Below are 26,931 nucleotides of genomic sequence, written 5' to 3' on the forward strand. Positions count from 1 at the left end.
TGCTTTCACATCCGGAAGACGCCGAAGCCGCGGCGCCCCTCGACGGGCCCCGAGTGCGCGGCGGACAGCGCCATACCGAGCACGGAGCGGGTGTCTCGCGGGTCGATGACGCCGTCGTCGTAGAGCCGGGCACTGACGAAGAAGGAATGCGACTCGCGCTCGATCTGCGCCTCGACCGCCCGGCGGCGCTGTTCGTCGGCCTCGGCGTCGAACTCGCGCCCGGACGCCTCGGCGGAGGCCTTGCCGACGATCGACAGCACGCCGGCCAGCTGCTGGGCTCCCATGACGGCGAGCTTGGCGTTGGCCCAGGAGAACATCAGTCGCGGGTCGTACGCGCGCCCGGACATGCCGTAGTTGCCGGCGCCGAAGGACGCGGCGACGTTGACGGTGATGTGCGGGACCAGGGAGTTCGTGACAGCGTTGATCATCTTTGAGCCGTCCTTGATGATCCCGCCCTGCTCGTACTGGGTACCGACCATGTAGCCGGTGGTGTTCTGCAGGAAGATCAGCGGCGTGTCGCTCTGGTTGGCGAGGAGGATGAACTCGCTGGCCTTCTTGGCCTCCTCGCTGAACAGCACACCGCGCTCGTTGGCGAGAATGCCGACCGGGTAGCCGTGGATCGATGTCCAGCCGGTGACGAGGCTCGTTCCGTAGCGGGGTTTGTACTCGCTGAAGCGTGAGCCGTCGACGACTCGGGCGATCACCTCGCGCGGGTCGAAGGGCACCCGGAAGTCTGCCGAGACGATCCCGAGCAGTTCGTCGGGGTCGTACAGCGGCTCCTCGACCGGACCGCGTGGGCCCGGCCCGAGCTTGTGCCAGTCGAGGTCCGCGACGATCTGGCGTCCGATGCGGATGCAGTCGAGCTCGTCGACAGCGAAGTAGTCGGCCACTCCGGAGACACGCGCGTGCATGTCGGCCCCGCCGAGCGACTCGTCGTCGGCATCCTCTCCGGTGGCCATCTTCACCAGCGGGGGTCCCCCGAGGAAGACCTTGGCCTGCCGGTCCACGAGTACGGAGTAGTCGCACATGCCGGGCACGTACGCACCGCCGGCCGTGGAATTGCCGAAGACGAGCGCGACGGTGGCGATGCCGCGCGCGGACAGGTCGGTCAGATCGTGGAAGATCTTGCCCGCGTTCACGAAGAGGTCCGACTGGGTGGGCAGATCGGCGCCGCCGGACTCGACGAGATTGATCACCGGTAGCCGGTTGCGGCGGGCGATCTCCAGTGCGCGCAGGGTCTTGCGCAGGGTGTAGGGGTTCATCGCCCCGCCCCGCACGGTGGGGTCATGGGCGATCAGGACGCACTCGACACCGGACACGACACCGATACAGGTCACGATGCTCGCACCGACGGGGAATTCAGTGCCCCAAGCGGCCAGCGACGACAGCTCCAGCAGGGGTGCGTCCCGGTCGACGAGCAACTCGATGCGCTCACGGGCGAGCAGCCGCCCGCGATCCCGGTGCCGCTGGGCGTACTTGGCTCCGCCGCCGGCGCGCGCGAGTTCGAGCTGCTCGTCCAGTGCCGCGATGGCGGCCAGCTGACCCGTGCGGTTGTTCCGGTAGGTCTCGCTCGTCGTGTCGACTCGGGAGCTCAGGACCGGCATGGTCGACTCCATCTCTGCGGTCGCGTGACGGAACTGTTCCCGTCCCGCCACGGGGCGTCGGGCTGGATCTCGCGCCCTGCGAGCCATCTCCCGCCAAAGTGAACGGTCATTTACTAAGTCGCCACTATGACGGACCTCATCGCAAACGGTCAACCACACCCCGTGAAGCCTCGCCATCGCCCGCCCCCAATCAGCAGCGGCGCCGAGCTGTCCGATCCGTTGAACTTTCCTCGCGTCCACCCTCTAGGCAAGCGCGGTAACGAACCCTAGTCTCCGATTTAGTGAATGGCGAGTCACTAAATCGTCGCCGTTGGCAATCGAATCCGTGCCCGTGTGTCTGCAGAGAGGCTGACCAGCATGGAACCCTCACTCGACGTGACCAGCCTGCACAACCGGCGGGCAGTCCATCGCTGGGAACGCACCAGCGTCGGCGATCTGCTGGAGCGGATCACCTTCAGCCACCCCGACAAGGAGGCGACGATCGCCGCGGAGGGGGCGTTCGCGGATCCCCGGCTGCGCCGGCTGACCTACCGACAGGCCGACGAGCTGACCAGCCAGGTCGCCAACGGCCTGCTCACGCGCGGCCTGCACCGTGGCGACATCGTCATGATGTTCTGCGAGAACTCCATCGAGGGCATCCTGCTCAAGCTGGGCATCGCCAGAGCCGGACTCGTCTGCGCGCCGATCAACCCGATGATGGCCCCTGACATGGTCGCGGCCATGATCGAACTCGTCGAGCCGAAGCTGGCCGTGGTGGACGCGGAGCTCTGGCCGCGCGCCCGGCAGACCTTCACCGACCACGGCCTGGAAGTCGCGATCACCGTCACCATCGGCGGCGACCCCGTTCCCGGCAGCGTCGGCTTCAGCGACTTCGTGGCCGGCCAGAGCACCGACGAGCCGGACGTGGAGATCCACGGCGACGACATCTGGGAGATCCTTTTCACCTCGGGCACGACCGCCCTGCCCAAAGCCGTGATGATCTCCCACACCTGCACCTACATGGCCGCGCTCGGCTTCGCCCAGTCACTCACCCGGGGCCTGCGGATCGAGAACGATCTGCGACTGTGCACCTACCTGCCGATGCTTTACCACGTCGGCGACCAGCCCTTCCTGTACTCGACGTTCCTCTCCGCCGGCACCCTGCTGATCGGCCGGCGACCGGACGCCGCAGCCATCGCACGCTCCATCGCGGGGGAACGACTCACCGCGCTGTGGGCCGGCTCCCCGGCCATGGTCCAGGCCGTCGACGCGGCGTTCGGCGCGGACGACGATCTCGACGCCACCTGTCTCAAGGTCATCGTCTATGGCTGGGCGGCGCTCCCCCCGGCCACGCTGGAGTCACTCAAACGGCACTGCGGCCCGGAGCTGCTGGCGCTGGAGATCTTCGGCCAGACCGAGTCGATCGCCTGTCACCGCTTCTGGCCCGACAAATGGCCCGAGCTCTACGCACGCACCGCTCCGCAACAGAACTACGTCGGGCTGCCCAGTCCGTTGCTCGCCTCGGTCGTCATGGACCCCGAGGGCAATGACCTCGCCGGTCAACCGGGCGTGGCCGGGGAGGCGGTGTACCGGTCACCGGCGATCATGTCGGGCTACTACCGGGACGAAGCAGCCACGCGTGAGGCGTTCCGGTACGGCTGGTTCCACTCCGGCGACAGCTGCGCCTACGACGATGACGGTCTGAGGATCATGCTCGACCGCTACAAGGACATCATCAAGTCCGGTGGGGAGAACGTCTCCAGTCTGCGCGTCGAAGCCGTACTCAACCAGCATCCCGACGTCGACAAGGCGGTGGTCGTCGGCCTTCCCCATGCCCGTTGGGGAGAGGCGGTCACCGGCGTGGTCCTGCGCAGGCCCGGCTCGAAGGCCACCGCTGAGGAGATCATCGAGTTCTGCCGCACGATCCTCGCCGGGTACGAGACCCCCAAGGACATCCTGTTCGCCGACTCGCTGCCGGAGACCGTGGGCGGCAAAGTCCTCAAGTACAAGCTGCGCGGCGAGTACTCCCACCACTTCGACGGGCAACTGCGATGAGTGGCGCACCGGAGGCCGGAGGCTGGGCCGCCACGCACCGGCGCAGTCTGACCGACGCCGAGGAATTCTGGCTCGAAGCCGCCGAGGCCGTTGCCTGGGACCGGGCGCCGACCGTCGCTCTGGATTCATCCGCGGCACCGCTGTACCGATGGTTCCCCGACGGCCGCCTGAACACCTGCTTCAACGCCCTGGACCGGCACGTCTCTTGTGGACGCGGCGAGCAGGACGCGGTGATCCACCAGTCCGCGTATGGCCCTTCCAGCCGACTGAGCTACCGGGAACTGACTGAGCGGACCGCGCGCTTCGCCGGCGTGCTTCGGGCGCAGGGTGTCCAGGTCGGGGACCGCGTTCTGATCTACATGCCGATGATTCCCGAAGCCGTCGTGGCGATGCTGGCGTGTGCCCGTCTGGGCGCCGTGCACTCGGTGGTGTTCGGCGGTTTCGGCGCCCAGGAGCTGGCCGGCCGGATCGACGACGCCGCGCCGACGGTGATCGTGTTCGCCTCCTGCGGCATCGAACCACGCGGCGTCGTGGCGTACAAACCGCTCATGGACGAGGCACTCACGCTGGCCAAGCACCGGCCCCGCGCGAAAGTGGTGTTCCAGCGGCCGGAGTTGCCGATCGAACTCGACGAGGGCGAACTGGACTGGGCGCAAGCCATGTCGACAGCGCGGCCGGCCGCCTGCGTGGCGGTGGCGGCGACGGATCCGCTCTACATCCTCTACACCTCCGGCACGACCGGCCGCCCCAAGGGAGTCGTACGCGACAACGGCGGTCACGCCGTCGCGATGACCTGGTCACTGCGCAACATCTACGACACTGGTCCGGGTGACGTCTTCTGGGCCGCCTCGGACATCGGCTGGGTCGTCGGCCACTCCTACGTCGTCTACGCGCCGCTGCTGGCCGGGGCTACGACGATCTTGTACGAGGGCAAACCGGTCGGCACACCCGACGCGGGCGCCTTCTGGCGCATCGTTGAGCGGCACAGGGTGAGGACTCTGTTCACCGCGCCGACCGCCATGCGCGCCATCCGTCGAGCCGACCCCGACGGCAGCTTCGCCCGGTCCGCTGATCTGAGCAGCCTGCGGTCGCTGTTCCTCGCCGGTGAACGGCTCGACCCGGACACGTATGCGTGGGCCGCGGACCTGCTCGGCGTGCCGGTCGTCGACCACTGGTGGCAGACCGAGACCGGCTGGGCGATCTGCGCCAACCCCCGTGGCCTGGACGATCTGCCGATCAAGGCGGGGTCGCCGTCGGTACCGATGCCCGGCTACGACGTGCGCGTCCTCGACGAGGCCGGCCGGGACGTGCCCGTCGGCAGCGAGGGTGCCATCGCGATCCGGTTGCCACTGCCACCGGGAGCGCTGACCTCCCTGTGGGGCGACGACGACTGGTACATCAGCTCGTATCTCGACACACATCCGGGCTTCTACACGACAGGGGACGGAGGATTCGTCGACGAGGACGGTTACGTCTACGTCATGGGGCGCACCGACGACGTCATCAACGTCGCCGGCCACCGACTCTCCACGGGCGCGATCGAAGCGGTCGTCGCGGCCCATCCGGCGGTCGCCGAATGCGCGGTGATCGGGGTGGCCGACGAACTGAAGGGACAGCTGCCCCGGGCACTGGTCGTCTTCAAGGCCGGAGTCGACATCGAGCGGGAGTTGCTGACCAGGCAGATCGTGGCCGCCGTGCGGCAGGCGATCGGCCCCGTCGCGGCCTTCCGTGAGGTCTCGGTCGTCGACGCGCTGCCCAAGACCCGCTCGGGCAAGGTGCTGCGACGCACCATGCGTGAGATCGCCGACGGCAAGTCGCCGACGGTGCCGCCCACGATCGAGGATCCGAGTGTCCTCGACGCACTCCGGCCCCTGCTGCGCCCGACCAGCTGATCGATTCCCATGCTTCGTGCGACGAAGACCCGATCACGGTTTCGTCGTCGTTCCACTTCGAGGAGTTACCCATGGCGACTGCAGCCATCGCATCCGATCGGCCGCGGGTCCTGGCCGATCTCATTCCCGGTGCTCTCGCCCGGGACGCCATCCTCGTGCTCGCCGGGGCGGGGGTGATGGGCGTCAGCGCCCAGGTCGCGATCCACACTCCGCTCTCACCCGTTCCTTTCACTCTGCAGACCTTCGCGGTACTCGTCGTCGGCGCCGCCCTGGGCACCGGCCGAGGCGCATGGGCGGCGCTGACCTACGTGTCCGTCGGGATCGCCGGGGTGCCCTGGTTCGCCGCGCACGGTTCTGGCTGGGGCGGCCCGAGTTTCGGATACGTCATCGGGCTTGCCCTCGCCGCGCCCCTCGCCGGACTGTTGGCCGAGCACCGTGCCGACCGGCACGTCGTGGGTACGGTCGTGCTCATGGCACTCGGGACGGCCGTGGTCTACCTGTGCGGCACGCTGTGGTTGGCGCACGCGCTGTCACTGGGCGCGGAGAAGTCCTTTGAATTGGGCGTGCGGCCCTTCCTCGTCGCCGACGTGCTCAAGTGCGCAGCCGCGGCGGGGGCGTTGCCCGCGACTTGGAAAATCGTCGACCGCTTCACGTCCTGAGGTGCCGACTGCCGTGTCGCGGTTGAGCAGGACCGGCCGCGGGCGGCGCCAAGCCTTCCTTGGAGCCACAGTTCGAAGGGGCGGCGGGCTCACCGCGCCTCCGACTCCCACCCACCGGAGGGCATCCCGTCGAAGCGCCGGTGCGTCAGGCGGAAGAGCAGGATGGCCAGATGCAGGCGGGTGCGTCCCAACGCTTCCCTGGGGTCGTAGCCCCAGGCCTCAGTCAGACTCGGCATACGGGCCGCAACCGTCGAGTGATGCAGGTTCCGAACCGCGGCGATAGCACGGAAGCTCGACCCTTCCGCGAGCAGAGAGAGTTCGGGGAGCGTCCAGCCGGTGCGCAGGGCCGACTCGATGTTCGCCACGTCTTGTGGCGCGTGGGTCGAATGGTCGAGCAGGCTCGCCAGTTCGACGAGTGCTCCGTAGTCCTCGGCCAGGGCGACATCTTCGTCGGAGCGCACACGCAGCGCGAACAGCGCCGACTTCCACGACTCGGCCAGATCCCCCGGCACTGCCGGCTTCCCCACCCCTCCGCAGGACACAGGGACGCGCTCCGGGACGATCCCGCCACGGACGAGTCCCCATGGTGTGAGGAGGACAGCCCAGGCCCCCGTCTCTGGAATCGGTTCGGACAGCAGCAGGGCGACGGCCCGGTATCTCCTGTATGGGTCGAGCCGCAAGCATGTCGTTGCCTCAAGAAGCTGGTCACCGTGTCGCGCCGCGGACTGAAGCAGCCACTCGATGCTACGCGTTGGCTTCGAACGGATGTCGTCACGTCCCGCTGTGACTCCGATTGCTCGCGCGAGCCTCTCCAGGATGAGAGCATCAGCGTCCGGATCAGCGCTCACTCGCTCGCATCGCACGTACGAACTCTCGTCGACGCGGCGGGTGAGGAAGGCCGCCATCTCGTAGTCGTCCGGTGCCGCGTACGGTCGTCCGACAGGGAAACGCACGACGCGTCGGGTCGGCGACAGATAACTGATCGGCGCCTTTGCGAGGTCGGACGCGGCCTGGACCAGCACTTCGACGTCCGCGTATTGCGCGACGAGTTCGTCGAAGTACTCCACCACTTCCAGCACGCGAGCGGCCGAGCTCGGCCGCGTTCGCGAGGATGACCCAACAACGGTAGGCCCGACCGGATCGGGCGCCCCAGTGCCGACGGGGCCAGTCAAGCTGAAACCGGTCGTCACAACACCCAGTGCACGTGCTGGCGGCTTCTGCTGACGCTGTGCGCTGTTCACTGGCCAACTCCCTGGGTACGAGCAGTCCGCTCCGGCGGCCTGGAGTCGGGTGCCCCGACCGCGAACGGACGTGTCCGCCCGTCGCGGACATGGCGCGTTCCGGTCGGCGCCCGCAGTCACAAACCGGGCAAGAGTGTGGCGACTTTTCGCGTGCCGACCACCTCAGAGTGCGTAGTGACTGGACACGGTGTCAAGAGTTACTGCGCACCTCACACAGCCGCAGGGCACCGTCGACGAGCCGGCTCCCGCCCGCGGTCTTCATGGAGTATGTGTCCTAAATCGATCAGGCCGGAGACTCCTGCGCAGCCGATCAGGCACCGAGAACGCGCCATTGCGAGCTCTCGCGGAGTCGGCGGCAGGGCTTCGGCTACCGCCGGCACCACTACGTCCCCTCCTGTCCACACCGCGGGCGACAGGACGGACGGTCACGCGAACGGGTAGCCCTCGGCAAGGTCGGCAGTCAGGTTCGTCGGGATGTTGTACGACTTGTACTCCAGGAACGACTCAAACCCTTCCGGTCCGTGCTCACGCCCGATGCCTGATTTCTTGATCCCGCCGAAGGGTGAAGTCGCCGTCGCCGAAAACCTGTTGACACCGACTGTTCCGGTATCCAGCTTCTTCGCGATGGACATGGCGTGCTGTTCGTCACGCCCGAACACACCGCCGTGCAAGCCGAAGTCGGAGTCGTTCGCGATCTCGATTGCCTGGGATTCGCTCTCGTACGGGATGAAGCAAGTCACCGGGCCGAAGATCTCCTCACGCGCGATCGCCATGGAGTTGTCCACCTCGGTGAAGACGGTGGGCTCCACGAAATAGCCGCGGGTGAGCCCTTGGGGCCGTCCCCCGCCGACGGCGACCTTGGCGCCCGATGCCCGGCCTTGCTCGATGTAGCCCAGGACCCGTTCGTAATGCCGGCGGGAGGCGAGCGGGCCCATGGTCGTGTCGGGGTCCATCGGGTCTCCGAGCACCTGCTTCTTGGACGCCTCGATGAACGCCTCGACGACGTCGTCGTACCGTGCGCGAGACACGAGGACCCGGGAGTTCGACGTACACACCTGGCCGGCGTTGGACCACGCACCGAACGCGAGCAACGGGATGAGTTCGTCGATGTCGACGTCGTCCAGCACGATCGCGGCGGACTTGCCACCCAGCTCAAGCTGGAGCCGCTTCATCTCAGGGGCGGCGACCGACGCGATCCGCGCGCCGGACGCCGAACTGCCGGTGAAGGCGACCTTGCGCACGTCGGGGTGGATCACCATCGACTCGCCGGTGTCCGCGCCGCCGTGCACCATGTTGACCACACCGGGGGGCGCACCGGCACTGGTGCAGATCTGTGTGAACAGCGCCGCGCCGAACGGGGTCTCGGGCGAGGGCTTCAGTACAACGGTGCATCCGCTCAGCAGGGCTGGAATCGCCTTCTTGACCTCCCGAAGGGCCGCGTTCCACGGCGTGATGCCGGCGACCACTCCGATGGGACGTCTTGAGATGAACGCGCTCCCGAAAGAGTCCTGGCGAAGATAGTCGAAGACGACATCGCCCACAGACTGGACATAGGCGTCGATCAGCTCCACCGCGCCGGAGAGCCCCAGCGAAGCGGAGTAAGGGGACCCCATCGACCTGGTATGCAGATCCGCGAGTTCCTCGCGCCGAGCACGTATCTCGTCCTGGATCCGCCGCACCAGTGCGATGCGGTCTTCGAGGTTGAAGTCGGCCCAATCACCGTGCAGGGCGGCTTGAGCCGACCCGACGGCACGATCGACTTCTGCGGGTGTGGCGTTGGCGCTCGAGGCCCACTGCTCCTCAGTGAAGGGGTTGATCACGGGGTGCGTGACGGTTCCAGACGCCGCGCGCCAGGAACCGTCGATGAAGAGACCGGGGTAGCGCAACTCTTTGTAGTCGGACTCGTGCACAGTGGGCTCCTATTCGCACACTCTTGATGAGAGTCGCCCCTGTCCGTGAGCTCCGCTTTGGACAACATGATCGGGCGGTCTTCGTGAAGGCACAACACAGGTTTTGGCGCAGTGATGCGGGGGACGTATCGGCTCCTGACGCGAGCGGCCGCCCCGGGCCACTCCGGAACAGAATCCCCACGCACACAGTGTCCCCTTGTCAGGAATACGGCTGAGCCGCAGCAAGGCGGGGCGATTCGCATCGCACGCCGCTTGTCCGGGCGTGGTCGCGAGTCACGGAATGATCCCCTGATCGGTGAGCTCGGCGATGTCCTCCCAGCTGCGGTTGATCTCCAGCAGGATTCGCTCGGTGTGCTCGCTGTACTCGGGGCCCCGCCGAAGCGAGGGGCCGTTTCCGTCGATCTGAACCGGGACGGCGGGCAGGGAGTACTCCGCCCCTCCCATCGCGTCTACCGGCTTGATGTACTCGTTGGCGACGACCTGCGGGTCTCGGATCACTTCCTCCATGGACTGGTAGGGAGCCCAGGGCACGTCGATCGTTTCGAGCAATTCGCACCACTCGGCATAGGTCCGCTTGTCGAACTCTTCTTCGAGCGTCGCACTGAATGCCGCGGAGTTCTCCTGGCGCGCCGCCATGTCCTTGAACCGTTCGTCGGCGAGCCAGTCCTCCCGCCCGATGAGGCGGCAGAAGTCGGGCAGGTAGCGGTCCGGCTGCAGGAAGGCCAGCTGAATGTGCCGCCCGTCCTTCGTGCGGTAACAGTCCACGAGCGGATTGGGATTCCAGCCGTTGGCACGCTGATACTTCCGCGGCTCCTCGCCCTGGAGAGCGAGGACCAGGTCGCTCGCCGTGAGCCACATCGCGGCTGACAGCAGAGAGGCGTCGACGACCGAGCCTTCCCCAGTGCGCTCTCGGCGGTACAGGGCGCCCGCCACTCCGAACGCGAGCGAGAGTCCGGCCGCACGGTCTCCGAAGGCGCCGTTCTGCATGACGGGGTATTCGAGACCTTCTGGGGTGAGCAGGTGACCGAATCCGCCGCGGGCCCAGAAGGCACTGTTGCCGTAGCCCGCCTTGTCGGCGTCCGGTCCGCGGACACCGAAGCCGTGGCCCCGGCCGATCACCAGGCGAGGGTTGATCGCGTGAACGGTCTCGGCATCGTATCCCAGACGCTTCAGAACCCCTGGACGGAAGTTCGTGAGGAATACGTCGGCCTCACGCAGGAGGTCATACATCAGTTCACGGCCCCGCTCGGAGCCGACATCGATGGCGGCGCTGCGCTTGCCTCGGTTGACCAATTCCATCGCGAGGTTGCGGCCGTCATCGCTCTTGGCCTGGGAGCGCTCGTTCAGACCGCGGAACGGATCTCCCCCCTTCGGGTTCTCGATGTGGATGACGTCTGCGCCCCAGTCGGCCAGCAGCGATCCAGCTGCCGGCACGAAAAGCCACTGAGCCAACTCGACGACACGGACGCCTTCGAACATCGAACCTCCTTGGATCTGGCCGCTTGAAAACGCGGCTCCACGCCACGAGATGCTTTCTCAAAGAAAAGATATCATGGAGAAAGTTTCTTCGGTAGCGCCGCCCCCAGGCTCGCTTCCATCGTGATCCCCTGTCCGTAGACGCACTGACCGGAGGCGCAGTCGATGCGGCGAGGTGCCGGCGCCCGCCCGGCGAGGGCTCCATGGGCCGGGAGGCTTCCGTTCGACAGCCAACTCCGACCCGGGAGCACAACGAGCCGTTCCTCGGCCTCACCGCCCGACAACGGCATTCGGTAGCGCGGCCGGATACATCCGGAAGCGGGGCACATTCCGGCCGGCCTATCCGAACGGCAGGCCCCGGTCAGGCGGCGTCGTCCTCACGCAGGCTCGCTACGCACCGGTACAACTGCTCGATGAGCTGGCTGCTCGGTTCGTAGCCGGTGGACATGTGGCTGCGCACGAAGCCGATCGCGATCCGGTTGTCGGGGTCGGCCACGCCCAGCTGACCACCCATACCGGCGTGCCCGTACGTGTTGTCACCGGGGCCGAACGAGCAAAAACCGAGAGGGGGGCGCAGGTTCATCTGGAACCCCAGTGCCCACCGGGACCAGGGTGCGGGTGCGGGTGTGCCGTCCGGCATCACCAGTGGTGGAATGCTGACCGCCGGGCTCCTGAAGTTCTCGGCACGAAACAGCTCGACGGAGTCTTCGGCCAGGAGCCGGTCACCGTTCAGGGCGCCGCCCATCGAGAGCATCGCGTACAGGGCCGCGAGGTCGCGCGCGGTTCCGACTCCTCCCGCCCCGGCGATCTCGGGGGTGCGGCCGGCGGGACTGCCGAAGAACGTGGGGGCCTGGTCGGCGATCGACTCACTGCCGACCGCGACCCATTGCAGAGCCGCCAGCGAGCCGGGCCTGCCTATGGCGTCGGCGAGCTGCCTGGTCATCCAGGCCTCGGCCTCGGTGGGCGTCTCACTGGGCGCGATGAGGTCGGCGGCGCGGGCCTGGTCCTCGATCGATGTGCCGATGCTGAGGTCCCACCCCCGCGGTCCGGCGATCTCCTCGCGAAGGAAGGTACCGATCGTGCGACCCGTGATCCGGCGGATCAGCTCGCCCACGAGCCACCCGTAGCTGATCGCGTGGTAGGAGTGTTTCGTGCCGGGTTCCCATGCCGGTTCCGCAGCGGCGAGGTCGACGGCGATGGCGTCGTAGTCGTCCCAGCCGGCGCCGCGATAGTCCAGGATCCTGTCGGCGTGCGGGAGGCCGAGGACGCCGACGCTGTGGTTCAGCAGATGCCGGACCTTCGCGTTCTCCTTCCCGGCCTGTGCGAATTCGGGCCAGTAGGCCGAGACCGGGGCATCGACGTCAAGCTCGCCGCGGGTGTGGAGGAGTGCCGCGCACACGGCGGCGATGCCCTTGGTCGACGAGAAGAGCGTCGTCGTCGTGTCTCGCGTCCACGGCGTGCCCGGTCGCGCCTCACCGGCCCAGACGTCGATGACCTTCTCTCCGTCGACGTAGGCGCAGAAGGCACCGCCACCACGTCCGAGGTCGGCCTGATTCCACAGGTCCCAAACACTCTCGAAACCTGGATGCACGTATTCAGCTGACGCGTTCATGACCTCCGTCGGCACAGATGTGCCCCTTTCTTGTCCTGCGGGTCCGATGATCGAGCGCGGCAGGCCACTTCGAGCCGTCGAGAAGTGGCCTGCCGCTCGGGGAAGTCCGCTGGGCCGCTCCTGAAGGGCCTCGGCGGACGCCTTCTAGCTCGGCTGCGTCGACAGGTCCGTCGGGGCGTATGGCTTGTCGACCGGCTCGGTCGACCGCTGTCGCCGACCGTGCGGAATGAACACTGCTACGATCCCGCCCACGATCGCGAATCCGGCAGCCACGATGTACGCGATCTTGAATCCGCCGCTCTGGAACATCTCGACACCACCACCGACCGGCTTCTTCGAAGCCTCAAGGATCGCGTACGCGATCTGCCCGGTGATGGCAACGGCGATGGACGTCACGCTCTGGTTGACACCCAGCGCGACCGCACGCTGGTCCTCGGGAGCCGCCAGCATCACGAGCGCCACCGCGGCCACCGCCGCCATCGACGCGAATCCGCCGAGGGAGTAGACGGCGATGATGACAGCGTCCGACGCCTCAAGCGTGAAGCCGAGCAGCAAGGTCGAGATCGCGAGGATGACGGCGCCCCAGATGACGTGCAGCCGATAGCCGATCGACTTGACGGTCAGGCCGACGAAAACACCGGAACCGACCCAGAGGATCGCGTACGGGATGGACCAGTAGGCGACATGAAGCTGGTCGAGCCCCTGCCCGTAGCCGGCTGCCGCCGGCGGCGTCGACCAGGCGAGAACCGCGAGCACCTGCATGATCGCGGTGCCACCGACGATCAGGCCCATCGCCACGATCGTCACGGCCATCGCACGTCGCCCGATCAGCGCCAGGTTGATCAGCGGCTCCTTGATCCGCGAGGAGTACATCATCCAGACCAGGAGGGCGACCGCGCCGCCGGCGGTACCGCCGATCGTCAGCGCGTCCCAACCGCGGGTCTGGACTTGGGAGAGTGCCCCGACCACACCGAACGCGCCGAGACCGAGCAGGAACGCGCCGATGTAGTCGACGCCGGCCCTGACACGAATCGGGGTCTCCGGGAGCGCGATCAGTGCGATGATGCCCGCCACCGCGGCCATGCCCAACTGGGCCCAGAAGGTCGACTCGAGGCTCACGTGTTCCGTCAGCCAGGCCGACATCATCGGGCCGCCGATGATGATGAGGCCGCCGCCGGTCGACACGATCGAGAAGACCGTGGCACGCATCCTCACGGGGAAGACCTCACGGACCAGGGCCAGCACGAGCATGACCAGGCCACCACAACCGGACATGAGCACTCGGCCGATGATGAGGACCGTGAAGTTCGGCGCCACCGCACACACCAGGCAGCCGACGCAGAGGATCGCGACGCTCCAGACAATGATCTTCTTCTTGCCGTAGACGTCGCCGAGTTTGGTGAGCAACGGAATGACCACGGCCTGACCGAGCATAAGGCCCGTCATGATCCAAACGACATTGGATCCAGGGTACTCGGCCGCAAACGATCCGAGAGCGAACGAGTAGAGCCCGAAGCTGAAGGAAGTCTGCTCCGCGAGCAGGACAACCACTGCGGCCATAAGAACCCAGAAGACCATGCCGCGCTTCTGAAGTTCTGCGACCTTGCGTTCTGCCGCCTGGTCGATATCGACCTCGGCAATTCTGGTCGATTCGTCGACCGCTTCCGCGCCGAGTCCGCTGGACTCGGAGGGAGGGGTGGAGTTGGACACGGGTCCGCCTTTCCTGACATCTAACCACGTCGCCGTTGACAGGAGGCCACTCGTTATTCGTGTGGGTGAGCGGTTCGGGCTGGCGCGACTGGATAAGCCATCGCCTCTCCTGGGCTGCTCCGGTCCCTGTTCGACTATTGGACACCTCGCCACCAGTCCGGTCGGATCATCATCCGTTCGAGTGGCTTTAGGTGTGGGAGATTCTTGATTCGCGACTCAAGGCGAAGTAACCGCCATCCCGACGCAGCTTCCTGCCGATTCCTAGCCACCTGGCGGGCGTCTAGGTTCGATGCTAGTCCGGTCTGCTTTCCTGTCACCCCGGGCAGACTGGGGCACGCTGTTCACAGAGCTGTGACACCGCTGAGTGCGTCAGTTTCTGGAGATGAGGCGGGGTTGTGGGGCGGGTTTGGTTCCGAAGCCGCCCCGGTCGTGCCGACGAGGCCGGGAAACCTGAACCGCTTCGACTTCATGGAGATCACATCAGAATCCGATGGGAGAGCGACGTCGGACGCGCGGCCGTCGCGGTGCGCCGCGGACACCCGGTGAAGGTCGTCTCCCACCGGGTACGGCCGCACCATCGATCCGCATTGCCGCGGAGCCGTCAGCCGGCGGCGTCCGGCTCCGGTCCCGTCGTCAGCGCTCCAGACATGTGTACAGCGTTCGGGTGAGGTCGCCGCAGGCCTTCCACGAGTGCGTGAGGTGTGACCTCACGAAGCCGACCGAAACCCGATTGAAGGGGTCCGCGAACCCCAGCTGCCCCCCCGCGCCGGCGTGCCCGTACGCATCCCGCTCGGGCCCGAAACTGCAGAACTCCTCGGGCCACTGGTCGTTCATCTGGTACCCGAGTGCCCATCGCGTATCCGGCGCCGGCAGCCGCGTGCCGTCGAGACCGTACAGCGGCGGGACCTCCAGCGCTCGGGCATGCAGCGCCTCGCGCCCGAACTCGGCGACGGAGCTCTCCGACAACAGCCGCTTGCCGTCCAGCTCGCCGCCCAACGCCAGCAGCGCGAACATCCCGGCGAGACTCCGTGCGGACCCGCTGCCGCCCGCTCCCGCTATCTCGGCCGTCCTGCCACTCGCCGATCCGAAGAACGGGACGACTTCATCTATGACCGATGTTCCATGCATTTCCACGCATGTAAGGGCACAAAGACTGCCCGGCTCGATACGCGCCGCTGCGAGTTGTGCCTGGATATGCGCTTCCTCCTCTGACCATTGGTCGCTGAACGGAACAAGATCAGCCATTCGCCCCTGTTCGTGCGGGGGCGTTCCGATACGCAGATCCCAGCCGAACGGATCCGCGATCTCTTCGCGGAAGAAGGTTCCGATCGTGCGTCCGGTGACTCGACGTACCAGTTCACCGACCAACCAGCCGTAGCTGATGGCGTGGTAGGACGTTTCGGTGCCGGGGACCCACGCCGGCTCGGCGGCCGCCAGTTGCTCGGCGATCGCGTCGTAGTCGTCCCATCCCCGGCCGTCGTAATCGAGGAGTTCCGCCGCCTTCGGCAGGCCCGGCAGTCCCACCGAATGCGTCAGAATGTGCCGGACCAGGGCACCCTCCTTGCCGGCCTGCGCAAATTCAGGCCAGTACTTCGCCACCGGCGCGTCGAGATCCAGAAGCCCTCGGCTGTGAAGCACGGACGCGCATATGGCCGCGAGGGCCTTCGTGGCCGAGAACAGGTTGGATGTCGTTTCTCGCGACCAGGGGGTGTCGGGGCCGGCCGGCCCTCCCCATACGTCGACGACCTTCACACCGTCGACGTATGCACAGAAGGCTCCTCCACCCTCACCGAGGTCAAGTTGCTTCCATGCTTCGATTACCGGTTCATAGCCCGGCTGAACCTCGTACAGAGAATCTGGCTGTGGCACTGAATGATTCCCTTCATAGAAAGGACAAATTGGGGACACTGCGAGCGCGCGGACAGGACGTCTGCCGACCACGCCGTGCGACCCTTTCCGTGGTGTTCCATGCCTGCTGGGCCGTCCGGTTCGCCAAGATCAGGGAGCGGCGGGGAAAAGGTCCTTCAGCCATTGGCCCCAGACCGGCGACTCGCGCTTGACATGACTTTCCGCCTCCGCGCCATACAAGTGACATGCCATGCGGATGAACGCGCCGGTGTTTTCGTCAGGGAAGGTCTGCAGGGAGAGCATGCCGTGCACGGGAGAGTCGAGCAGGACCACGGCATGGACGTCGCTCAGGAGCGCTACCTCGCCCTTGAAACCGTGCAGCTTCACCTGCCGCCCCTCCCGATCGACGCCGAGCGACCGCAGCACGGTGGCCATGGCAGACGTCGGCGAGGCCTGCGACACCGCCATGTGGTCGAACATCCTGGCACCGCGTTCGCCCGGGAAGTGCGTCAGGAACAAGCGGAGCTGTTCGAAGAGGGGCCCCCAGCCGAGCTCCATGTTGATCTCGAAGAAGTGCCTCTCCCAGGCCTCGCCCTGACCGAAGGCGCTGGTGACCACCCGGATGACACGGGTGTCGCGGTCGGTCGTCGTCAGGAAGAACTCGTTCACGAGCGGGGTGACCCTGGACTGGTCCTTTCCCGCCAGGGTCGCCCAGTACTCCTCGTACACGAAGTAGGAAGGCTCGTCCCACGCCCGAACGATCCCGGGCGAGTCCGCGCCGCCGACCTCGTCGACGTTCAGATACGTGCGGCCGCCGACGAACTCGTCGACCGACGCCGGGAGCATCCACGCTGTGATGCCCTCGCCCGTAGCGATGGAGTACCACGCGTCCTGAAGGGATGCCGGCACTTCTATGGTGCGCTCAAGGCGGTAGGGCACGTAAGGGACTGGCGTATCAGCCATCAGGCCTCCTCTGTGCTCGGGGGCGACATCGGCGACTCCCTGCCAGCCCCGGAAGGATCTCGCGTCAGGCACGGCACACCGACGTCACCGGTTGGCACGGGAACGTAACAAAGCAAACTTCGGTATGTAAACCTTCTCTACAAGAAATGTTTGCCTGGAGCCTGCCGCGCCACAGCGGGCGCTTACCCGCGGGGCTTTCGTCCAGCCCGACGGCCACCGATCCTGTCGAGAGATCATGCATCGACGGCATCTGGCGGCCGGGATCGGTACGGCCCCCGGGATCATGAAATTGACTACGGTGCGTGACACGACACAAAAGCCATGCCGACCTACACGGCATCATCCTCGGCCTCGTCCGCTCTTGGCCAGCCTCACGCCGATCGACCTGGGCAATTGCCCTGCGCAGGGCCTTCTCCGCCACGCCGCACCCCTGCCGGTTCAGCACGCCTCACATGAACCACCGTCCACAGCCGCCTCCACCGCCGCCCGCGAGAGCATCGGTACGCCCCCTCGGAATCGGACCTCCCGGGCTGCCGTACGGGCACGCGGCCCCAGAAGCTTGCCTATTGACATCATTGCCACGCGACAGCAAACTTGCCGAAACTTACGCCGGCGCCCCGACACGGCCGCTTGCACGCCATCCACCGCCGAGGCGGCCGGCGCAAGTCATGCCGGTACGGCTCGGCAATTTGCCCGATCTCACCAAGCGGAGCGACTCGAACGCACCGCCAACCCGAAAGACGGCGCAAAAGTGACCGCTTCTTCTAAGAGCGAGAACCCTGTCGAGGTCGTCGACCGCTCGGCGACTCTGAGGTTCGCCATGAGCTTCGGCCTGACGTCTCTCGACCCGCACAGGACCCCGCACGTCACCAAGGACGTTCTCTGGCTCCGCCCCGTGTACGACTCACTTCTGCGCGGCGTGATGCGACCAGGCGGCGGAGTCGGCATCGGGCCACAACTGGCCACCGACTACGAGGTCGCAGCCGATGGCAAGAGCATCAGACTCACGCTGCGCGAAGGAGTCACGTTCCAGGACGGCACCGTGTTCGACGCCCGAGCCGTCAAGGCGAACATCGAACGAGCCAAGGAGCCTGACTCCACCGTCGCGGTCGAGCTGGAGGCGATCGACAGCGTCGAGATCGTCGATGACCACCACGTCGTACTGCGACTTTCGGCACCCGATCCGGCGGTCATCTGGGCACTCGCCGAGTCGCCGGCCGGGATGATGCTCAGCCCGGCCGCTTTCGGCACCGACGTTTCGAACAACCCTGTGGGCACCGGCCCCTTCACCTTCGTCTCCCGTCAGGAAGACTCCATCGACAGCGCGATCCCGGAGACCGTTGACGTCAACTACACGCGGTGGGAAGGGCATTGGGACCCCGATGCGGCGCTCGTCAAGAATCTCACCATCGCCACCATCGCGGACTCGACTCCGCGCTACGAAGAGGTCGTCGCGGGGCGCTATCACGGCGCGCAGCTCGCTCCGCCCCACGACACCGAGGAGCATCTCGCTCGGGGCGTCGCCCTCACATCACGCGGCTTCCGGTTCGAATCGGTCGTCGGCACCAACGACTTCACGGTCTATCTGAACCACAACAAGGCCCCGCTCGACGACGTGCGCGTCCGGCGTGCGATGTGGATCGGACTCGATCGGAACAAGATCGCCGCTGAGACGCTGCACGGGGTTGTCGGCCCGGCCTACCAGATCTTCGCCAAAGGCTGGGAGGGCTACGACCCGGCCCTCGATGTCGATCCGTTCGATCCCGAGGAAGCCAGGCGTCTGGTGCGGGAGGCCGGTGCGGAAGGCGCCACCGTCGAGATCATGTGGGCGACCAACGAAGAGGAGATCGCGCACGCGATCCAGGAGCAGCTCTCGGCCAACACCGGCCTGGACGTGAAACTCGTCGCGATCCACCCGAACAAGCTCGGCATCTCGATGGGTGCCGGACTGCACCACGCGATGATGTCGATGGCGGTCACCGAGCCGGAACCCAGCAGGACCCTCGAACTCACCTACTTCCCCAACGCCCGGAACCCGTCGAAGCCGTCGGACGAGTTCTACGACATGGCCGCGGCGGCCAAGACCACCCCGCCCGGGCCCGAACGCGAGCGCGCCTATCGCGCCATCAGTCGTTACCTCGTCGCGAACCCGATGCACATCAACGTCGTCAACTACCTGTACGTCCTGCTCTTGCGCCCGGAGGTCGTCACCGCGCGAAACCTGATGACCCACGGCCTCATGCAGCTCGACTTCCGCGGCGTGGGAATCCGAGCCGCCTGACACGGGGCCGGGCGAACACACACGGGCCGTGCGGTGCCGCCGCAAACACCGCGGGACTCCGGCCCCTCGCAGTCCTGGGCGGCGACGCGGAAGAACGGCAAACGTCAAACCCGCGTCGCCGCCCAGCTCCACGGGAGCCAGGTCGCGATGCGAACACCCGAACGGTCGGCGCGTCAGGCCTCGTCGTAGGCCAAGTGCTCCAGCACCGGCAGGGCCGCGACCAAGGCTGCCAGCTCCGTCGCCTTGAGCCTTGAGATACGCCCGGCGAGCCAGGCGAAGCGCCGCGCCCCGCCCTCCTCGAACCACTTCTCGCCCTGCTCACTGAGCTGCACACGGGAGATTCGACGGTCGCTCGGGTCAGCCAGCCGCTCGATCAATCCGGATTCCTCAAGGATGATCACGACTTTGCTGATCGTCGGTGCCGAGTATTTCTCGCGGGCCGCCAGCTCGGTCAACGACAACGGTCCATAGCCCTTGATCGTCTCCAGCATCGAGAACTGAGTGGCCGTGAACGGCTGGGTCGTCTCGAGCCGGAGCTGGCGCTCCAAAGGACCGATCGCAATCCGGAGTCGGGTCGCCCACTCCAAAATCTGGGGATCAATCTGGGGGTCACTCGGCATGCCGCAACCGTAGCGGCTTGGACACAATGAGGTCAAGAAACAGTTTCTTCAGGAGATAGTTGCCAGAAGAAAGGATTGACGTTAGGGTTTACCAGCGTCCAGCGAATGGATCCGGCGGGTGCGCCGGACAACACGGAGGAGGTGGGAGCCGATGGCGGTCGATCTGAATCGCCAAGACTGGATCGCCACGACACGCGAGGCGGCGGTCGACCCGAACCGACGCATCGTCGACCCTCACATTCACCTGTGGTCCGAGCGCGAGATGGGGGCCGGCAAGTATCTGTTCGCGGAACTCCTCGCGGACGCCCGCGCCCGCCACAACGTGACGCATGCCGTGTTCGTGGAACCAGGAAGCGGGTCCCGCGAGGACGGCCCCGAGCATCTCCGGCCCGTCGGCGTCACCGAGTTCGTCGCCGAGCAGGCCGTCACCTCCCGTGAGGCGGCCACCCGCATCGGCGGAATCGTCGCCTACGCCGACCTCAAGGCCACCGACAGGCTGGGCGAGGTGCTCGACGCGCACGAGGAGGCCGGACGCGGCTACTTCCGCGGTATCCGGCACGGCATGTCATGGGACGCCGACACCACCCTTCTCGGAGGGCAGGACCCCGGCCTCATCACCAACGACGACTTCCGCCGGGGCGTCGCGTTTCTGGGCGAGCGCGGCTACAGCTTCGACGCCTGGCTCTACCACCCGCAGCTTCCCGCACTGGCCTCCCTGGCCGACGCGGCCGCCGGAACCACGATCATCGTCGACCACCTCGGGGTCCCCCTCTACGGAAAGGCCGGCGCCGACCGCGAGACCACCCGCGGCGAATGGCGCGAGGGAATGAAGGCCCTGGCGGCCCACACCAACGTACTGGTGAAGATCGGCGGCATCGGTATGGAGTTCGTGTACGGCCGACGCTGGTCCGTGCGGCCTGCCGCACCCACGTCGGACGAACTCGTCGCCTGGTGGGGCGACGACATCCGTTGGGTGATCGACACGTTCACGCCCCAGCGGTGCATGTTCGAGTCCAACTACCCGGTCGACCGTCAGGCGGCTGGATACACGGTGCTCTGGAACACCTTCCAGAAGATCGCCGCCGACTACACCGAGGACGAGCAGGCCGCGCTCTTCGCCGGCACGGCTGAACGCGCGTACCGCATCACCGACTGACCCCGTATCAACGAGTCGCGTCGCGGGCGATGCGGCCGGCTGGAGGCCACGCACAGGCCCCCGGACGCCACCATCCCTGACCGCAAGCAACGAATTCCGTGGAGACCTCAATGGACCTCAAGGCAGGAACCGGCCTGAAGAGCACCGTCTGCGCCACCGAGATCATCGTCGTACGCACCCCCTCGTCCGCCGTCGACCTCCGTTGCGGAGGCGCCCCGATGGTCACGGCGGCCGATACGGCGATCCAGGGCCAGGAGCTGAACCCCGCCCATCGTGACGGGACCCTCCTCGGCAAGCGGTACGCCGACGCGGCATCCGGTCTTGAGGTGCTCTGCACCAAGGGTGGTGAGGGCTCGCTCTCCGTCGGTGACTCTCCGCTCGTCCGCAAGGACGCGAAACCGCTCCCGTCGTCGGACTGACCAACCCCAGGACCATCACCATGCATCTGTTCACACTTCTCGACATGGCCGCTGCCGGTTTCCCCGACCGTGTCGGGTTCGGCTCGCGCACCGACGGACTGACTTACGCCGACCTGGCCACCAAGGCGCGCAAGGCGGCAACGTGGATAGCCGGCCAGAAGGTCGAGCGGGTCGTCCTCATCGATGAGAACTCCCCCGCTGTGCCCGTCCTTCTGTACGGATCGGCCCTGGCCGGGCTGCCGTACGCCCCCTTGAACTACCGGCTCGCGACCGACCAGCTCCGAAGCGTGCTCGCCCGCACGGCGCCGGCGGTCGCGGTCGTCGACGCACCGGTCGTCGACCGGCTCGGCCCGGTGGACGGCATCACCTTCGTCACCCGGGAGGAGTTCCTGCACCAGGTCGATGAGGCGGCTGAGGCGGCGGACGGTCCCCTCGACCCCGAAGCAGCCGCCATCTGGCTGTTCACCAGCGGAACCACCGGCGAGCCCAAGGCAGCCGTCCTGCGCCACCGCCACCTCGCGTCCTACGTCATCGGGTCCGTCGAGTTCATGGGGGCCACCGACGACCAGGCCGCTCTGGTGAGCGTTCCGCCCTACCACGTCGCGGGCACCTCCGCCGTGACCAGCTCCGTCTACGCGGGCCGCCGAGTCGTCTACCTCCCGGCGTTCGGCCCCGAGACGTGGGTCGACACGGTCCGCGACGAACGCATCAGCCAGGCGATGGTCGTCCCGACGATGCTCGGGCGCGTCCTGGACGTCCTTGAGTCGACCGGCGAGAGGCTGCCCCACCTTCGGAACCTGGCCTACGGCGGCGGGCGGATGCCGGTGCCCGTCATCGAGCGCGCCCTCAGGATGCTGCCCCACGTCGAGTTCGTGAACGCCTACGGCCTCACCGAGACGAGCTCGACCATCGCCGTCCTGGGGCACGAGGACCACAAGCTCGCACTGGCCAGCGAGGACCCGGCTGTTCGAGCACGTCTCGGCTCCGTGGGCCGGCCGCTGCCGACCGTCGAGATCGAGATCCGCGACCCGGACGGCACTCCGGTCCCGGTCGACACCGCCGGTGAGATCTGGGTGCGTGGGGAACAGGTCGCCGGTGAGTACCTCGGACGGAAGGCCTCCACGGCTGACGGATGGTTCCCGACCAACGACGGCGGCCGACTCGACCGTGACGGCTTTCTGTTCCTGGAGGGCCGCCTCGACGACATCATCGTTCGCGGCGCGGAAAACCTCTCGCCGGGCGAAATCGAGGACACGCTCCTGGCGCACCCGTCCGTCGCGGACGCGGGCGCCGTCGGGGTGCCCGACACCGAATGGGGCGAAGCCGTCGCCGCGGTGGTGGTGCTGAACGCCGGTGCGAGCGCGACCAAGGAAGAGCTCCAGGACTGGGTCCGCGGCCACCTGCGGTCCTCCAAGACTCCGGAGCACGTCGTCTTCGCGGACTCGCTGCCCTACAACGACATGGGCAAGCTGCTCCGCCGAAAGCTCAAGGAGCAGCTGGTCACCGAAGCGGGCGCCTGACGGCTCCGGCCCCGGCCCGTTCGGCCCGTCTCGCAGCCGACGAGTTCCGCGACGTCGAACCAGAGAGGACCAGCCCTCGTGCCCGGAACGAATGCCCCGGAGCCCAGGCATCCCGGCGTTTACGTCGACGGAGCCTGGCGCGACGCCTCCAGCCGCGATGCCCACCCCGTGGTCGACCCGTTCACGGAGGAAGCCTGGGCGGCGACGCCCATGGGGACCGAGGCGGATGTCGACATCGCCGTGCGGTCGGCCGATCGCGCCCTGCGCGGAGCGTGGGCCGACTTCGATCTGCGGGACCGGATCGCGGTGGTGCTGCGTATTCAGGAACTCATCCGCAAGCGCCGGAAGGATTTCGCCGAAGCACAGACCAGGTCGATGGGTTGCCTTCATTCCTACGGCCTCGGGCTCGCCGGGGCCATCGAACTCATCGACATGTATGTCGAGACAGCACGGAACCTCACGTTCGCGTATGTGCGCTCGGATGCCTACGGGACCACGCTCATCACTCGCCGGCCGATCGGTGTCACGGGCGGCATCACCCCTTGGAGCGCGCCCCTGCGCGAGGTCACGAAGGCGATCCCCGCGCTCCTCAGCGGGTGCACGGTCGTCCTCAAGCCGGCGCCCGAGACTCCGTTCGGAGCAGCCATGTTCGCCGAGATCTGTACCGAGGCCGGAGCGCCTCCGGGCGTTGTCAACCTCGTGCACGGCGGGGGCAGCACGGGGGAGGCCATGGTGCGACACCCCCAGGTGCGCAACATCGCGTTCACCGGCAGCTCGGCGTCCGGTGCCCGCATCGCCGAAGTGGCGGCGCCACGGATGAAGCGCCTGCGACTCGAACTCGGCGGTAAGTCCGCGGCGATCGTTCTCGAGGACGTCGACATCGACGCGCTGATGCCGCTTCTGGTGGCCGGTGCCTGGCAGAACGCGGGCCAGGTTCGTACGTCGACCTCGCGGGTCCTGGTGCCGCACAGCATCTATGAGGACGTTGTCGAAGCGTTCGCGGGCCAGGCCGAACAGCAGGTACTCGGCGACCCGATGGACCCGTCGACGACGATCGGGCCACTCGCCACTCAACGCCGGCGCGACCAGGTGCTCGCCTACATCGAGTCGGGCAAGGCAGAGGGGGCACGGCTGGTGACCGGAGGCGGTCGGCCCGACGACCTCACGGTCGGCTACTTCGTGGAGCCGACGGTCTTCGCCGATGTCGACAACCAGATGACAGTGGCTCGGGAGGAGATCTTCGGACCGGTCACCTGCTTCATCCCTTACGCCACCGAGGACGAGGCCGTCTCGATCGCGAATGATTCCGCGTACGGGCTGCACGGCGCCGTCTTCGGGCGGGACGAGGACCGGGCGCTCGCCATCGCACGGCGCTTCGACAGCGGGACGGTCTCCGTGAACCGATCGTCCGGGACTCCGGTCTCGCCGTTCGGGGGCGTCAAGCAGTCGGGAATCGGACGTGACCACGGACCGGAAGGCTTCGACAGCTTCCTTGAGTACCACAGCTACAACATCGGCCCCGCGCTCGCCGAGAAGGCCCACCGGGAGTTCCCGGCCGGATAGCCGGGACGAAGCAGCACAACGCTACGCGTCGTGATGTGAAAGGACAGCACACATGCCCAACCAGCTCGAACGCTTCTCCCTGGAGGGCCGGGCGGCCCTGGTCACCGGAGCCGGCCACGGAATCGGCCGCGCCATCGCGATCTCCTTCGCCGAAGCCGGTGCTCGCGTCGTCGCGGTCGACCGTGACGAGGAAGCAGCATCGTCCACGCGGGACACGATCGTGGCCGCCGGGGGTGAGTGCACAGTCGCGCAGGCGGACGTCTCACGTCGGGCCGACGTCGACGCCGCCGCACAGGCCTGCGTCGACGCCTACGGCCGGCTCGACTCCGTCGTCAACGCGGCCGGCGTCATCAAGCTCATGTCGCTGGCCGACCTGACCGACGAAACCCTCCAGGAGCTGCTGGGCATCCACCTCCACGGAGCCTTCTACACCACTCAGGCCGGACTGCGGCTGATGCGGGCCAACGGAACCCGGGGCAGCATCATCCACTTCGTGTCCGGCGCCATCGATCACCCCTCTCCCACGCTCTCTGTGTACACCGCCGCCAAGGCGGGCGTCGCCGCCCTCACCAAGGTCGCCGCGATGGAGGCCGGCGGCGACGGCATCCGGGTCAACGCCATCGCACCAGGCGCCATCAGGACCAACATGGGCAGGCGGCACGGCTACGACGCGGAGGGGAACTTCGACCCTGTCAAGGTCGATCAGTTCTACGCCGACCGGGCGAAGGAATGCCCGCTGCAGACGGTCGGTGAGCCCGAAGAAGTCGCGCTGATGGCGCTGTACCTCGCCTCCGACGCCGCCCGCTTCGTCACCGGACAGACCCTGCGCATCAACGGCGGCAGCCAGATGCCGTGGTGAGGCGACCGCTGTCCGCCCTACGAACCACAACACGAAGGACGACCAAGATGGACGACCCGGCAGCGAGCACCCCTCCGACGGAGGGCTCGGGCCGCACATCAAGCGCGACGGCCCTGCAAGCGCGGCACGCTCGCCTCACGGTGCTCGCGCTGTGCTTCGGCGGTCTGAGCGTCGCGATCACCCAGACCCTGGTCATTCCCATTCAGCAGGATCTGCCACGGCTCCTGGGAAGCACGGCGGCCGACACCGGGTGGGTCGTGACCATCACCCTTTTCACGGGGGCGGTCTCGATGCCTGTCAGCGGGCGCCTCGGCGACATCTACGGGCGGCCGCGGATCGTGATCGCCAACGCCGCCATGCTCGCTCTGGGCTCACTCGTCTGTGCCCTCTCGTCGTCCCTGCTGCCGATTCTCGTCGGCCGAGGTCTCCAAGGCCTGGCGATGGGGTTCATCCCCGTGGGAATCGCGCTGGTCCGCGACGTCACGCCGCCCCGGATGACAGGTACGGCCATCGCCGTGATGAGTTCCACCATGGGCGTAGGCGCGGCGATCGGACTCCCGCTGTCGGCTGTCATCGCCGAGGCCTTCAGCTGGCACGCGTTGTTCTGGATGTCCACCGCGGTGGCCGGACTGCTGCTGATCGCCCTCCTGGCCTTCCTCCCGCGTGGAACGACCACCGGCGGTGGATCGGTCGACGTCATCGGCGCCCTGCTGCTCGCCATCGGAGTGGTGTCTCTGCTGCTGGGCATCTCGAAGGGGCACCAGTGGGGCTGGACGAGCGGGTCGACCCTTGGCTGTGTCACCGGCGGTCTGGTCGTTCTCATCTTGTGGGGCGCCTTCGAGGTCCGACAGCGGGAGCCTCTGGTCGACCTGCGCAGCACGGCTCGGCGGCCCGTCCTGTTCACGAATCTCGCGGCCTTCGCGGTGGGATTCGGAATGATGACCCAGTCGATCGTCGTCCCGCAACTGCTTCAATTGCCGGCGAGCACCGGTCACGGGATGGGTCAGTCGATGCTCGCCACCGGCCTCTGGATGGCTCCGAGCGGCCTCATGATGATGCTCTTCGCTCCGGTGTCGAGCCGGTTGATGCGGGACGTCGGCGCCAAGCACACTCTCATGATCGGCGCTGTCGTCATCGGGGCCGGGTACCTCATCGCCCTGTTCCTGATGAGCAGTCCCTGGCAAATGATGCTCGCGACCTGCATCGCCACCGCCGGGGTCGGCATCGGGTACGCGGCGATGCCCACATTGATCATGAACAACGTCGAGGCGGAGGCCGCCGGTTCGGCGGTCGGCGTCAACGCCCTCGGGCGTTCCATGGGTACGACCTGTGCCGCGGCGACGATGGCCATGGTGCTGGCCAGTTCCACGACCGCCTCGGGGGTACCGACACGCAGCGGCTACGAGCTGTGCTTCCTCATCGGTGCGACCGCGTCTTTCGCGGCCGCCCTGATCGTGTTGCTCGTCCCACGGGCGGACGCCGCGTCGTCGTCGGCGCTGCGGCGGAAGGGGCTCACGCGGGTTGAGCGGTGACACGGTTCCTGCTCCCGCCCACGCGCCCCGCC

At 67.1% G+C, this 26,931-nt stretch carries 19 protein-coding genes; 10 read left to right on the forward strand and 9 right to left on the reverse strand.

All coding sequences use genetic code 11. The features are described 5' to 3' along the window. Window positions 1–5: 5 nt before the first annotated feature. A complete protein-coding gene (locus L0P92_RS01840; protein ID WP_234760608.1) occupies window positions 6–1,604 on the reverse strand; it encodes an acyl-CoA carboxylase subunit beta in 1,599 nt (532 codons plus the stop codon). A 357-nt stretch (window positions 1,605–1,961) separates the two neighbouring features. On the opposite strand from L0P92_RS01840, the gene L0P92_RS01845 reads away from it, so the two are divergent. The 3 genes from L0P92_RS01845 (at window position 1,962) to L0P92_RS01855 (ending at window position 6,189) form a co-directional block, all read left to right on the forward strand. Then, window positions 1,962–3,638: a class I adenylate-forming enzyme family protein gene (locus L0P92_RS01845; RefSeq protein WP_234760609.1), complete on the forward strand. Its 1,677-nt coding sequence runs from the start codon at window positions 1,962–1,964 to the stop codon at window positions 3,636–3,638. Next, on the forward strand, window positions 3,635–5,530 hold the full coding sequence (locus L0P92_RS01850; RefSeq protein WP_234760610.1) for an AMP-binding protein: 1,896 nt from the start codon (window positions 3,635–3,637) through the stop codon (window positions 5,528–5,530). Before L0P92_RS01845 ends, L0P92_RS01850 begins: the two co-directional genes overlap by 4 nt. A 71-nt stretch (window positions 5,531–5,601) precedes the next feature. Continuing rightward, entirely contained in the window at window positions 5,602–6,189 is a 588-nt protein-coding gene (locus L0P92_RS01855) for a biotin transporter BioY (protein WP_234760611.1), read from the forward strand. An 89-nt stretch (window positions 6,190–6,278) separates the two neighbouring features. Here L0P92_RS01855 and L0P92_RS01860 read toward each other — a convergent pair whose 3' ends face one another. From L0P92_RS01860 to L0P92_RS01890, 7 genes are all read right to left on the reverse strand, one after another. After that, window positions 6,279–7,268 carry a CdaR family protein gene (locus L0P92_RS01860; protein ID WP_234760612.1) on the reverse strand — a complete coding sequence of 330 codons (990 nt, stop codon included), beginning with the start codon at window positions 7,266–7,268 and terminating at the stop codon, window positions 6,279–6,281. 587 nt (window positions 7,269–7,855) lie between these two features. After that, window positions 7,856–9,340 (reverse strand): aldehyde dehydrogenase, encoded by a 1,485-nt coding sequence (locus L0P92_RS01865; protein WP_234760613.1) that lies wholly within the window; start codon window positions 9,338–9,340, stop codon window positions 7,856–7,858. Between the two features lie 273 nt (window positions 9,341–9,613). Continuing rightward, window positions 9,614–10,819 carry a CaiB/BaiF CoA transferase family protein gene (locus L0P92_RS01870; protein WP_234760614.1) on the reverse strand — a complete coding sequence of 402 codons (1,206 nt, stop codon included), beginning with the start codon at window positions 10,817–10,819 and terminating at the stop codon, window positions 9,614–9,616. Window positions 10,820–11,177: 358 nt separating this feature from the next. Next, entirely contained in the window at window positions 11,178–12,428 is a 1,251-nt protein-coding gene (locus tag L0P92_RS01875; RefSeq protein ID WP_234760616.1) for a serine hydrolase domain-containing protein, read from the reverse strand. Window positions 12,429–12,572: 144 nt separating this feature from the next. Further along, window positions 12,573–14,138, reverse strand: a complete 1,566-nt coding sequence (locus tag L0P92_RS01880) for an MFS transporter (protein WP_234760618.1) — start codon at window positions 14,136–14,138, stop codon at window positions 12,573–12,575. Between the two features lie 633 nt (window positions 14,139–14,771). Continuing rightward, a complete protein-coding gene (locus tag L0P92_RS01885; RefSeq protein WP_308289598.1) occupies window positions 14,772–16,079 on the reverse strand; it encodes a serine hydrolase domain-containing protein in 1,308 nt (435 codons plus the stop codon). A 57-nt stretch (window positions 16,080–16,136) separates the two neighbouring features. Continuing rightward, window positions 16,137–16,949: an SRPBCC family protein gene (locus tag L0P92_RS01890; RefSeq protein WP_234760620.1), complete on the reverse strand. Its 813-nt coding sequence runs from the start codon at window positions 16,947–16,949 to the stop codon at window positions 16,137–16,139. Between the two features lie 559 nt (window positions 16,950–17,508). Here L0P92_RS01890 and L0P92_RS01895 point away from each other — a divergent pair. Next, window positions 17,509–19,230 (forward strand): ABC transporter substrate-binding protein, encoded by a 1,722-nt coding sequence (locus L0P92_RS01895; protein ID WP_234760621.1) that lies wholly within the window; start codon window positions 17,509–17,511, stop codon window positions 19,228–19,230. Between the two features lie 173 nt (window positions 19,231–19,403). On the opposite strand, the gene L0P92_RS01900 is transcribed toward L0P92_RS01895, so the two are convergent. After that, complete coding sequence (locus L0P92_RS01900) at window positions 19,404–19,850, reverse strand: MarR family winged helix-turn-helix transcriptional regulator (protein ID WP_234760622.1); 447 nt, start codon at window positions 19,848–19,850, stop codon at window positions 19,404–19,406. 151 nt (window positions 19,851–20,001) lie between these two features. On the opposite strand from L0P92_RS01900, the gene L0P92_RS01905 reads away from it, so the two are divergent. From L0P92_RS01905 to L0P92_RS01930, 6 genes are all read left to right on the forward strand, one after another. Then, entirely contained in the window at window positions 20,002–21,006 is a 1,005-nt protein-coding gene (locus L0P92_RS01905; protein ID WP_234760623.1) for an amidohydrolase family protein, read from the forward strand. A gap of 110 nt (window positions 21,007–21,116) precedes the next feature. Continuing rightward, on the forward strand, window positions 21,117–21,425 hold the full coding sequence (locus L0P92_RS01910; protein ID WP_234760624.1) for a hypothetical protein: 309 nt from the start codon (window positions 21,117–21,119) through the stop codon (window positions 21,423–21,425). A gap of 20 nt (window positions 21,426–21,445) precedes the next feature. Next, on the forward strand, window positions 21,446–22,945 hold the full coding sequence (locus L0P92_RS01915; protein WP_234760625.1) for a class I adenylate-forming enzyme family protein: 1,500 nt from the start codon (window positions 21,446–21,448) through the stop codon (window positions 22,943–22,945). A 78-nt stretch (window positions 22,946–23,023) separates the two neighbouring features. Next, complete coding sequence (locus L0P92_RS01920) at window positions 23,024–24,508, forward strand: aldehyde dehydrogenase family protein (RefSeq protein ID WP_234760626.1); 1,485 nt, start codon at window positions 23,024–23,026, stop codon at window positions 24,506–24,508. A 52-nt stretch (window positions 24,509–24,560) separates the two neighbouring features. Further along, window positions 24,561–25,367 (forward strand): SDR family NAD(P)-dependent oxidoreductase, encoded by an 807-nt coding sequence (locus L0P92_RS01925; RefSeq protein WP_234760627.1) that lies wholly within the window; start codon window positions 24,561–24,563, stop codon window positions 25,365–25,367. 47 nt (window positions 25,368–25,414) lie between these two features. Further along, complete coding sequence (locus L0P92_RS01930) at window positions 25,415–26,899, forward strand: MFS transporter (RefSeq protein WP_234760629.1); 1,485 nt, start codon at window positions 25,415–25,417, stop codon at window positions 26,897–26,899. Window positions 26,900–26,931: the final 32 nt, after the last annotated feature.

It is taken from the genome of Streptomyces muensis, from assembly GCF_021474425.1.
GTDB lineage: Bacteria > Actinomycetota > Actinomycetes > Streptomycetales > Streptomycetaceae > Streptomyces > Streptomyces muensis.

Bases quoted from the DNA above. Each gene is read 5' to 3' on its own strand.
- L0P92_RS01915 (WP_234760625.1), top strand. From the start codon at position 21,446: ATGCATCTGTTCACACTTCTCGACATGGCCGCTGCCGGTTTCCCCGAC.
- L0P92_RS01910 (WP_234760624.1), top strand. From the start codon at position 21,117: ATGGACCTCAAGGCAGGAACCGGCCTGAAGAGCACCGTCTGCGCCACC.
- L0P92_RS01850 (WP_234760610.1), top strand. From the start codon at position 3,635: ATGAGTGGCGCACCGGAGGCCGGAGGCTGGGCCGCCACGCACCGGCGC.
- L0P92_RS01925 (WP_234760627.1), top strand. From the start codon at position 24,561: ATGCCCAACCAGCTCGAACGCTTCTCCCTGGAGGGCCGGGCGGCCCTG.
- L0P92_RS01840 (WP_234760608.1), bottom strand. From the start codon at position 1,604: ATGCCGGTCCTGAGCTCCCGAGTCGACACGACGAGCGAGACCTACCGG.
- L0P92_RS01930 (WP_234760629.1), top strand. From the start codon at position 25,415: ATGGACGACCCGGCAGCGAGCACCCCTCCGACGGAGGGCTCGGGCCGC.
- L0P92_RS01900 (WP_234760622.1), bottom strand. From the start codon at position 19,850: ATGCCGAGTGACCCCCAGATTGATCCCCAGATTTTGGAGTGGGCGACC.
- L0P92_RS01845 (WP_234760609.1), top strand. From the start codon at position 1,962: ATGGAACCCTCACTCGACGTGACCAGCCTGCACAACCGGCGGGCAGTC.
- L0P92_RS01855 (WP_234760611.1), top strand. From the start codon at position 5,602: ATGGCGACTGCAGCCATCGCATCCGATCGGCCGCGGGTCCTGGCCGAT.
- L0P92_RS01875 (WP_234760616.1), bottom strand. From the start codon at position 12,428: ATGAACGCGTCAGCTGAATACGTGCATCCAGGTTTCGAGAGTGTTTGG.
- L0P92_RS01870 (WP_234760614.1), bottom strand. From the start codon at position 10,819: ATGTTCGAAGGCGTCCGTGTCGTCGAGTTGGCTCAGTGGCTTTTCGTG.
- L0P92_RS01890 (WP_234760620.1), bottom strand. From the start codon at position 16,949: ATGGCTGATACGCCAGTCCCTTACGTGCCCTACCGCCTTGAGCGCACC.
- L0P92_RS01905 (WP_234760623.1), top strand. From the start codon at position 20,002: ATGGCGGTCGATCTGAATCGCCAAGACTGGATCGCCACGACACGCGAG.